The organism is Cupriavidus sp. NPDC089707, from assembly GCF_044748965.1.
Taxonomy (GTDB): Bacteria; Pseudomonadota; Gammaproteobacteria; order Burkholderiales; family Burkholderiaceae; genus Cupriavidus.
Genome location: NZ_JBIVHB010000012.1, coordinates 57587 through 67236, shown reverse-complemented (window position 1 = coordinate 67236; position 9650 = coordinate 57587). Strand labels below are relative to the sequence as shown.

Genomic DNA, 9650 nt, shown 5'->3' with positions numbered 1-9650 from the left:
GTTCCTTCTGGATGGCCTTGACCTGCTCGTTCAGGTAGTACTCGCGCTGGCTCTTCTCCATCTGGCGCTTGACGCGGCCACGGATGCGCTTTTCCACCTGCAGGATGTCGATCTCGCCCTCTAGCTGCGACAGCAGGCTTTCCAGGCGTTCGGTCACATTGACCATCTCCAGGATCTTCTGCTTTTGCTCGAGCTTGATCGGCAGGTGCGCGGCGATGGTATCCGCCAGGCGGCCGGCCTCGTCGATACCCGACAGCGAGGTCAGGATCTCGGGCGGGATCTTCTTGTTGAGCTTCACGTACTGGTCGAACTGCGACACGATCGCGCGGCGCAGGGCCTCGGTTTCGGCGCTTTCGCCAGGTGCGGGCGGCACGGGCACGGCTTCGCACATGAAGTGCGATTCGTCCTCGCTCACCTCGCGGATATTCGCGCGCTGGGTACCCTCGACCAGCACCTTCACGGTACCGTCGGGCAGTTTCAGCATTTGCAGGATATTGGCGATGCAGCCGACCTCATACAGGTCGTCGGCGGTCGGCTCGTCCTTGGCCGCCGTCTTCTGGGCCACGAGCATGATGCTCTTGCCCGCCTCCATCGCAGTCTCAAGCGCCTTGATGGACTTCGGGCGTCCCACGAACAGCGGGATCACCATGTGCGGAAACACCACCACGTCGCGCAGCGGCAACAGTGGGAGGCGAATCGGCTCGGCCGGGAGGAGTTGTGTTCCGGACATCATTTTCCCCAAGTCAGTCATTTAAGGCGTAAATTGGGCCGCCTGATTCGATTACAAGATACGTGCCAATCGATTCACCAAGACAGGAAGATGCCGCTTCCTGCACTTGCAGGCCCCTCTGAAACAGCATACCCGCGTTTCCTCCTTCTCGTCGGTGGAAATAAACAAAAAAAGCCGCTCGCTTCTACGCGAACGGCTTTTTCGCCTGGCTGCCGGTGTGGTTCCAAACACTTACCACCGTTGGCAGCTCTCGCGTCAGTTGGAGCCCGCCACTTTTGGCTGCTGCTCTTCGTACATCAGCAGCGGCGGCGCGTCGCCGGTGATCGTATTTTCATCGATCACCACCTTTTGCACGCCCTTGTAATTCGGCAGGTCATACATGACGTCCATCAGCGATTGCTCCAGGATCGAACGCAGACCACGGGCACCGGTCTTGCGGCGGATCGCCTTGCGCGCGATGGCAGTCAGCGCACCGGGGCGGATTTCCAGCTCGACGCCTTCCATCGCCAGCAGCTTCTGGTATTGCTTGACCAGTGCGTTCTTGGGCTCGACCAGGATCTGCATCAGCGCCGCTTCGTCCAGCTTGGACAGCGTGGCAACCACCGGCAGGCGGCCGATCAGTTCGGGGATCAGGCCGAACTTGATCAGGTCTTCCGGCTCGGTCTGCGGCAGGACTTCGCTGACCTCGCGCTCCTCCTTGCTCTTGACCTGCGCGGCGAAGCCGATGCCGGTCTTGTCCGAGCGCTGCATGATGACCTTTTCCAGGCCGTCGAACGCGCCGCCGCAGATAAACAGGATGTTGGTCGTGTCGACCTGCAGGAAGTCCTGGTTCGGATGCTTGCGGCCACCCTGCGGCGGCACCGAGGCCATCGTGCCCTCGATCAGCTTCAGCAGGGCCTGCTGCACGCCCTCGCCAGACACGTCGCGCGTGATCGACGGGTTGTCGGACTTGCGCGAGATCTTGTCGATCTCATCGATGTAGACGATGCCGCGCTGCGCCTTCTCGACTTCGTAGTTGCAGTTCTGCAGCAGCTTCTGAATGATGTTCTCGACGTCCTCGCCCACGTAGCCGGCTTCGGTCAGTGTGGTCGCGTCGGCGATCACGAACGGCACGTTGAGCAGGCGCGCCAGCGTCTGCGCGAGCAGCGTCTTGCCGGAGCCGGTCGGCCCGATCAGCAGGATGTTGCTCTTCGACAGCTCGACATCGTCCTTCTTGCCGAGATGCTTCAGTCGCTTGTAGTGGTTGTACACCGCGACGGCCAGGATCTTCTTGGCCTGTTCCTGGCCAATCACATACTGGTCCAGGCTTTCGCGGATTTCGTGGGGCGTGGGCAGGTCCGAGCGCGCGGCCGCGGCGGCGTCTTTCTCGGTTGCGGTAGCTTCGTCACGAATGATCTCGTTGCACAGGTCGATGCATTCGTCGCAAATGAACACCGAGGGGCCCGCGATCAGCTTCTTGACCTCATGCTGGCTCTTGCCGCAGAAGGAGCAATAGAGAAGCTTTTCGCTGGATGAACCTTTTTTGTCCGCCATAGGAATCAGTCACTTTTGCATTGCGCACACCGCGGGGCGAAAGGCTCCCCGGCGATACGCTTTAAACGCATCATACGCCAAAACAATTGGCCTCACCGGCGCTCTCCCCCAGCTGTGGGGCAAAAGCAAAAAACGAGGCACAAGGCCTCGTTCCGGTGTAGCCTTCGCCATTTGGGCAATGCTGCCGCGCCAGGGCGTCCCGCGCAATGCGGGTTTCCCGGCAGACCGGCATAGCCGCCGTTGCGGATTGCGCCGCGGCGGCCCGTGGCATCAGCCGCGGCGGGCGATGACCTTGTCCACCAGGCCGTAGTCCACCGCCTGATCACCGCTCATGAAGTTGTCGCGATCGGTATCGCGTGCAATCTTCTCGACCGGCTGGCCGGTCACTTCCGACAGGATGCTGTTCAGCCGCTCGCGCAGGTACAGGATCTCGCGCGCCTGGATCTCGATATCCGAGGCCTGGCCGCGCGCGCCGCCCAGCGGCTGGTGGATCATGATGCGCGAGTTGGGCAGCGCGAAACGCTTGCCCTTGGCGCCGGCCGCCAGCAGGAAGGCGCCCATGCTCGCCGCCATGCCCATGCACAGCGTGGACACGTCCGGCTTGATGAACTGCATGGTGTCGTAGATCGCCAGCCCCGCCGAGACGGAACCGCCCGGCGAGTTGATGTAGAGCGACACGTCCTTGTCGGGGTTCTCGCTTTCCAGGAACAGCAGCTGTGCCACCACCAGGTTGGCGGTCTGGTCGTTGACCTCGCCCACCATGAACACCACGCGCTCCTTCAGCAGGCGCGAATAGATGTCATAGGCGCGCTCGCCCCGGCCGGACTGCTCGACGACCATCGGCACCAGCCCCAGGCCCTGGGTGTCCAGTGCCGAAGCCTGCGTGGTGGCGAGACGGTCAAGCAAATCATTGCGGGTCATGCAGGTTCTCCATGGATTCGTCGGATCGCAAGGCGATCAGTCACTCGGGGCACCGGCCCGCTTTCGCTTGCCTCCGCGCCGTGGCGCGGAAGAAAGCGGGCTTGCGGCTTATCCCCGGCCTCAGGCAGCTTGCTGCTGGTTGCCTTCGGCGGTGAGTTCCTCGAAGGACACCTTCTTGTCGGTGACCTTGGCCTTGTCGCACACGAAATTTACCACGTTGTTTTCGAGCACGTAGGCTTCCATTTCAGCCAGGCGCTGCTGGTCGCCGTAGTACCAGCGCATCACTTCCTTCGGGTCTTCGTAGCTCTTGGCGAAGTCCTCGATCTCGGCCTTGATCTGGTCGGCCTTGGCTTCCAGGCCGTTGGCCTTGACGATCTCGGCCAGGATCAAGCCCAGCTTGACGCGGCGCTCTGCCTGCTGCGCGAACATCTCGGCCGGGATCGGCATGTCCTTGGCGTTGGGCATGCCACGCTGCTCCAGGTCGCGGCGGGCCATCTCGACCAGGCGCTCCTGGTCCTGCTCGATCAGGGACTTCGGCACGTCCAGCTCGCTCGCCTTCAGCAGGGCCTCCATGACCTGGTCCTTCAGCATCGAATGCGTGCGGCGCTTGACTTCACGCTCCAGGTTCTCGCGGATGTCGGCGCGCATCTTCTCGACGCTGCCGTCGGCGATGCCCAGCGACTTGGCGAAGGCTTCATTGACTTCCGGCAGGTGGGCCCACTCGATCTTCTTCAGCGTCACGGTGAACTCGGCAGTCTTGCCGGCCACTTCCTTGCCGTGGTAGTCCTCCGGGAAGGCCAGCGGGAAGGTCTTGCTTTCGCCAACCTTCAGGCCCAGCGCGGCCTGCTCGAACTCGGGCAGCATGCGGCCTTCGCCCAGCACGAACGGGAAGTCCTCGGCCTTGCCGCCAGCGAACTCTTCACCGTCGATCTTGCCGACGAAGTCCAGCGTCACGCGGTCGCCATTCTGGGCGGCGACGTCGGCACCGCCGTCGCCGTGCTCGCCGGCTTCGCCGCGGGTGTGGTAATGCACGCGCTGCTTGCGCAGGATGTCGACGGTCTTGTCGACTTCGGCGTCGGTGATCTCGGTGCCGGTACGGGTGACTTCGGCAGCCGCCAGGTCGCCGATCTTCACTTCCGGGTACACCTCGAAGGTCGCATCGAACGCGACTTCGTCCGCGTCCACACCTTCGGTCTTGATCTCGAACTTGGGCTGGCCGGCAACCTTGACGTCCTGTTCCTTGGTGATGTCGAAGAACTTGCGCGCGGCCTTGTCGAAGCGCACTTCGAACTCGACTTGCTGGCCGTATTGCTTCTCGACCATCTTCATCGGCACCTTGCCCGGACGGAAGCCCGACATCTTCACGGTCTTCGACAGGCGAACCAGGCGCTCCTGCTTTTCCTTCTCCACTTCGGCCTTGGGGATGGCCAGGGTCACCTTGCGGTCCAGCTTGCCGAGGTTCTCAATCACGTTCGACATGGTCGTAGATCCAATCCAGAAATGTAGTTGTGTTCGTAGGCGCTTGCCGCTTGCGCTGCGCCATTTGCAGCACTGCCTGGGGCCGCCGCGGCGCGACGGCGCACGGAGGGCTCCGCGCAAACGGAAAACGGGGATTATCGCACGATTTTGGTTCGGTTCCGGCGTTTTTACCCTGAAGCAGGCACGGAACCACGATCCGGCACCTTCGCCGCTATCCCGCCTGGCCGTGGCGCAGCGCGCGCAGCAGCTGGCGTGCCGGATCGATGGCATCAGCCAGGTCAGCCTCAAGCGGCAACGGCTCGCCTTCGATCTGGCTGGCCAGCAGCTCGGCCCCCAGTGCAGCCCATGTGAGGCCGCGCGACGCGTAGGCAAGGGCTGCGTACAGGCCGGGTACACGCGGCAGGTCGCGCAGGTGCGCGCCGCGCAACGATTCAGCGTGCGCACGTGCCGCGGCTTCGTCAGCGACCTGCCCGATCAGAGGCAGCCGGTTGTGCGTGACCGTGCGCACGCCAACGTAGCCGGTCAGCGCTGTGGGGGCGATGCCGGCCACCGCGCCGGCCTGCCGCGGCAGCAGGCCGGCCAGACGTGCGAGGTTGGCGGCATGCACGTCCGGACACTCGGCCAGCGGCCCTTCGTCGGGGTCGTAGCTGGAGCCGACGCGGCCCGTGCCGTCCGCGGCACGCGGCAGCAAGTAGCCGGCGCCCGTGACCACGCAGTCCGGCCAGCCGCCGATCGCATCGACCTGCGCAGCCGGCAGCGTGGTGAGCTGGCCGCGCACGCGCCGCATGGTCCAGTGCTGCTGCGGCAGCAGTTGCTGGGCTTCGTGCGCATTGGCCAGCACCAGCACCGGTGCCGACGCCAGCACGGCGCCGTCAGCACCCAGCGCGTGCCACTGGTCTTCGTCGCGCGCGATGCTTGCCACGCGGCAACCAAAGCGCGCGGTGACGGCATCGGCCGCACGCGCCAGCTGCGCCATGCAGACATCGGGGGGCGCAACCCAGCCGCCGGCCGGGAACCACAGCCCCCCTCGCGCCACGCCCGCCCGGTGGGCGCATGCCGCCTCCTCGGCGCTCATCCAGCGCACGAACGATTCCGGCAGGCCCATGGCCGCGAGCGCCGCGCGCTGCGCCTCGCCCTCGGCTTCGTCCTCGCCAATCTGCAGCACGCCGCAGCCGTGCCAGTCGGTCGGGTACCCGGCGTCGCGCAGCGCCGCCCAGGCTCGCAGTGCGTACTGGTTGCCGGCGCGCGAAAGGCGCGACAGCAGGCTGTCGTCGGCTGACAAGTGGGCATGCATGGCCGCCGCGCGATGCGCCGAGGTCTGCCGCGCCGGGCCGTCATGGGCATCGAACAGCGTAATGCGCCAGCCGCGCGCCGCCAGGCGCTCGGTCACGGCGCAGCCTGCCAGGCCGGCACCGATCACGATGGCATGCCGCTCGGCCCATTGCGTCGCCAGCGGCGGCGCATGGCGGCGCGACTTCCACAGCGGCCGGAAGCGCCCGACCGTCATGTCGCGCTTGCCGCCAAAGCCCTGTGCCTTGCTGACGTCAAACCCGACTTCCTTCAGCCCGCGCCGGACGAACCCGGCGGCGGTGTAGGTGGCCAGCGTCGCGCCCGGCCGGGCCAGCCGCGCCAGTCCGCGGAACACCGGCGGCGACCACATTTCCGCGTTGCGCGCCGGCGAAAAACCGTCCAGGTAAAAGGCATCCGCCCCTACTGCCAGCTTCGGCAGAAGCTGGCCGGCATCGCCCAGCGCGAGCGTCAGCACCACCCGGCCGCCGTCAAAGGCCAACCGGTGCAGGCCCGGCAAGGCATCGGGCCATTGCGCCTGGAGCGCCTGCACCAACGGCCCCAGGCCGTCCAGGCCGGCGTGCAGCCGGGCCAGGCCCTCGCGCGTGAAGGGATGCTTCTCGATCGAGACGAAATGCAGCGTGCCGCAGCGCCGGGGATCGTCGCGCCACGCCTGCCAGGTCGCCAGGAAATTCAGTCCCTGGCCGAAGCCGGTCTCGACGATAACGAACTGGCGCTGGCCGGCCCACGCCAGCGGCAGGCCGTTGCCGCCCAGGAAGACATGGGCGGCCTGCGCCAGCCCGCCTTCGGTGCTGTGGTAGACGTCGTCGTAGCGGGGGGAATACGGGGTGCCTTCGGCAGACAGGATGGGCTCGGCGGGCTCGAGTGCGCGCGGCATGGGATTCGGATACTTGGGCCCGGGCGGAGGTGCCGGACATGGGGAGGTGCGACTCGCCGCGGATGGTAGCATAGCGGCCTTCCCCGCAGTGGCCACGCCGCCCTGCTCCCGATCTTGCGCCTCAGAGGCGCCCTGCTTCGCCATGCTCAGCTATCGTCACGCCTTCCATGCCGGCAACCATGCCGATGTCCTCAAACATGCCGTCGTCGTGCAGTTGCTAGAGCACCTCACGCAGAAGGACAAGGCGTTCTGGTACATCGACACCCACGCCGGCGCCGGCCTCTACGCGCTCGAGCACGAGTGGGCACAGAAGAAGGCGGAGTTCGAGACCGGCATTTCTCCCCTCTGGCAGGCCGCCGCCAGCGGTACCGCGCTGCCGCCGCTGCTGGACGAATACCTGGACCAGGTCCGGGCGCTGAACCAGGACGGCAGCCTGCGCCACTACCCCGGTTCGCCATGGCTGGCCTGGCAGATGCTGCGCGAGCAAGACCGGCTGCGCCTGTTCGAGCTGCACAGCACCGAGATCCAGGTGCTGCGCGACAACTTCCGCGGGGCCGGCCGCCGCGTGATGCTGTACGACGGCGACGGCTTCGGCGGCATCAAGGCGATCCTGCCCCCGCCGCCGCGGCGCGCGCTGGTGCTGGTGGACCCGTCCTATGAAGACAAGCAGGACTACGCCCGCACCGTGCAGACCGTGCGCGATGGCCTGGAGCGCTTCGCCACGGGCGTCTACGCGGTCTGGTACCCGCAGGTGCAGCGGCGCGAATCGCTGCAACTGCCGGTGCAACTGAAGGCCCTGCCGCTGAAGAGCTGGCTGCACGTGACGCTGACCGTTAGGAATCCGGTTGAAGGCGGCCTGGGCTTGCACGGCAGCGGCATGTTCATCGTCAACCCGCCGTGGCGGCTGAAGGAAATGCTGCAGGAGGCAATGCCGCTGCTGGTCGACCTGCTCGGCCAGGACGATGGCGCTAAGTTCACGCTGGAAGCCGAAGAGCGGTAGAGCGCCAGGCGCCGCCGCGCGGGCTAGCGCGGCAAACGCCGGCCACGGCCGCGCCACAGCCAGTCCAGCGCCACGCCGGCCAGCACCCCACAGGTGTCCGCCACCAGGTCGAGCCAGTCGGCCTCGCGGTATGCGGTCATGCCCTGCAGCAGTTCGATGACGCCGCCATAGGCGGCCAGCGCCACCAGCAAGGCAAGCCAGTGGCCGGCAAACGCGCGCCGCCCCAGCAGCGCCAGCACACCGAAAGCCAGCAGGTGATTGCTCTTGTCCCAGCCGGTTGTCGGCAGTGGCTGGGACGGCGGCATCAGCGACAGGGCCAGCACGGCGGCGGCGCAAGCCCAGAACAGCAGGCGCCATGGCGGCGCCTTCAGGGAGGAAGTCTGACCAGGGGGCATGGGACGAGGAGCGCGCCGCCCCATGCGGCACGCGTTGGCAATGCCGACAATATATCTCGCTGGCCGGCAGGGCTGGATTCCCCCCGCGCCTTGCGCTACAATCCGCAGCCTCGTTGCGCTGCAGGCGCACAGCCTGCCACGGCAGGCGCCGGCAGAAGTGGACCGATGAAAGGCGGGCAGTTCCAGCCGCCTTTTTTGCTTTCGTGTCCCGCACAGGCAACGAGCATCGCGGCCGCCCGTCCGGGCTGCGCCGCAAGGACCGCGAGGGTGGCGAAATTGGTAGACGCACCAGGTTTAGGTCCTGACGCCAGCAATGGTGTAGGGGTTCGAGTCCCCTCCCTCGCACCATCCGCCCTTCCTGTGGCGGTGCCAACACATCCCCAGTCGTAACAGAAGTAATAGAAATAATAGAACCCTTTGGCATCGCGGATCGCCGTGCCGGCTTTCGCACCTGTCCTTCGACGGCTATTATGTTGTCGTATCGATGTTCGATACGTTCGTATATTGGTGCAATATGCTGCCATCGTGGTGCAGCGGGCCCGCCGCTGGTGCCGCGGTGTTGCCGCAGCGCCAGCTCAAGAGTCTCGTCACCCATGCCTGCCAAACACGGCCGTAACGCAGCGCCCACCCTCGACCGCGACAACCCGCTCTTCAACCAGTCGCTGGAAAAAGGCCTTGAAGTCCTGCGCGCCTTCAACGGCGTCCACCGCACGCTGACACTGCCTGAACTGGCCGCGCTGACCGGCATGACCAAGAGTTCGGCCCAACGCACGATCCATACGCTGGTAGCGTTGGGCTACGTCGACAAGCATCCGCAGACACGCCGTTTCCGGCTGACGCCGAGGGTCATGGAGATCGGCTACAACTACCTCGCCGCCGATGCGCTGATCCCGGTGGCCAGTCCTTACCTGTCGCAACTCGCCGCCGCCAGCGGCGAGACCGCCAACCTGACCGAGCCGGTCGGCCTGGACATGGTCTACGTGGCGCAGCTGATGACCGCCAAGCACATGCCCGTACTGACACCGGTTGGCATGCGCATCCCTATGTATTGCACCAGTTCCGGCCGCGCCTACCTGAGTACGCTGCCTGACGCGCAGGTGCTGGAGATGCTGGAACAATCCGAACGCGTCGCGCGGACGCCGGCGACGCTGACCGACGTGGCGGCGATCCTGGCCCGTGTCGCGGAATGCCGCAAGGTGGGCTACGCCTGCAACGAAGAGGAACTTTTCCTCGGCGACATGGGCCTGGCCGCGCCGATCGTCAACAGCCGGGGCCAGGCGGTCGGCGCCGTCCACGTGTCGCCGCCGGCGAGCCGCTGGACCATGGCCGATGCCAGGAAAAGACTGGCGCCGCTGGTGCAGGAATGCGCGTGGGCGATCTCCCGCTCGATCGCTCACTGACCGCAGG

General features: G+C 65.9%; 7 protein-coding genes, 1 tRNA gene and 1 pseudogene. 3 read left to right on the top strand and 6 right to left on the bottom strand.

Going from position 1 to position 9650, the window contains the following annotated elements:
• The 5 genes and pseudogenes from ACIP1U_RS19730 to mnmC all read right to left on the bottom strand — a co-directional run.
• Positions 1 to 631, bottom strand: a pseudogene (locus ACIP1U_RS19730) (LON peptidase substrate-binding domain-containing protein); the annotation flags it as partial.
• A 354-nt stretch (positions 632 to 985) separates the two neighbouring features.
• On the bottom strand, positions 986 to 2263 hold the full coding sequence (clpX, locus tag ACIP1U_RS19725) for an ATP-dependent Clp protease ATP-binding subunit ClpX (protein WP_116321012.1): 1278 nt from the start codon (positions 2261 to 2263) through the stop codon (positions 986 to 988).
• A gap of 270 nt (positions 2264 to 2533) precedes the next feature.
• Positions 2534 to 3184: an ATP-dependent Clp endopeptidase proteolytic subunit ClpP gene (gene clpP, locus ACIP1U_RS19720; protein ID WP_400318165.1), complete on the bottom strand. Its 651-nt coding sequence runs from the start codon at positions 3182 to 3184 to the stop codon at positions 2534 to 2536.
• Between the two features lie 120 nt (positions 3185 to 3304).
• Positions 3305 to 4663, bottom strand: coding sequence for a trigger factor (gene tig, locus ACIP1U_RS19715; protein ID WP_400318162.1), 1359 nt, complete (start codon positions 4661 to 4663; stop codon positions 3305 to 3307).
• A 211-nt stretch (positions 4664 to 4874) separates the two neighbouring features.
• Positions 4875 to 6848 carry a bifunctional tRNA (5-methylaminomethyl-2-thiouridine)(34)-methyltransferase MnmD/FAD-dependent 5-carboxymethylaminomethyl-2-thiouridine(34) oxidoreductase MnmC gene (gene mnmC, locus ACIP1U_RS19710; RefSeq protein ID WP_400318159.1) on the bottom strand — a complete coding sequence of 658 codons (1974 nt, stop codon included), beginning with the start codon at positions 6846 to 6848 and terminating at the stop codon, positions 4875 to 4877.
• A gap of 142 nt (positions 6849 to 6990) precedes the next feature.
• On the opposite strand from mnmC, the gene ACIP1U_RS19705 reads away from it, so the two are divergent.
• The gene (locus ACIP1U_RS19705) at positions 6991 to 7848 is read left to right on the top strand and encodes a 23S rRNA (adenine(2030)-N(6))-methyltransferase RlmJ (protein ID WP_400318156.1); all 858 of its coding nucleotides are present in this window, start codon (positions 6991 to 6993) and stop codon (positions 7846 to 7848) included.
• A 23-nt stretch (positions 7849 to 7871) separates the two neighbouring features.
• On the opposite strand, the gene ACIP1U_RS19700 is transcribed toward ACIP1U_RS19705, so the two are convergent.
• Positions 7872 to 8243: a VanZ family protein gene (locus ACIP1U_RS19700; RefSeq protein ID WP_400318153.1), complete on the bottom strand. Its 372-nt coding sequence runs from the start codon at positions 8241 to 8243 to the stop codon at positions 7872 to 7874.
• Positions 8244 to 8504: 261 nt separating this feature from the next.
• On the opposite strand from ACIP1U_RS19700, the gene ACIP1U_RS19695 reads away from it, so the two are divergent.
• A tRNA-Leu gene (locus ACIP1U_RS19695) sits at positions 8505 to 8591 on the top strand.
• A 245-nt stretch (positions 8592 to 8836) separates the two neighbouring features.
• Positions 8837 to 9643: an IclR family transcriptional regulator gene (locus tag ACIP1U_RS19690; protein WP_400318150.1), complete on the top strand. Its 807-nt coding sequence runs from the start codon at positions 8837 to 8839 to the stop codon at positions 9641 to 9643.
• Positions 9644 to 9650: the final 7 nt, after the last annotated feature.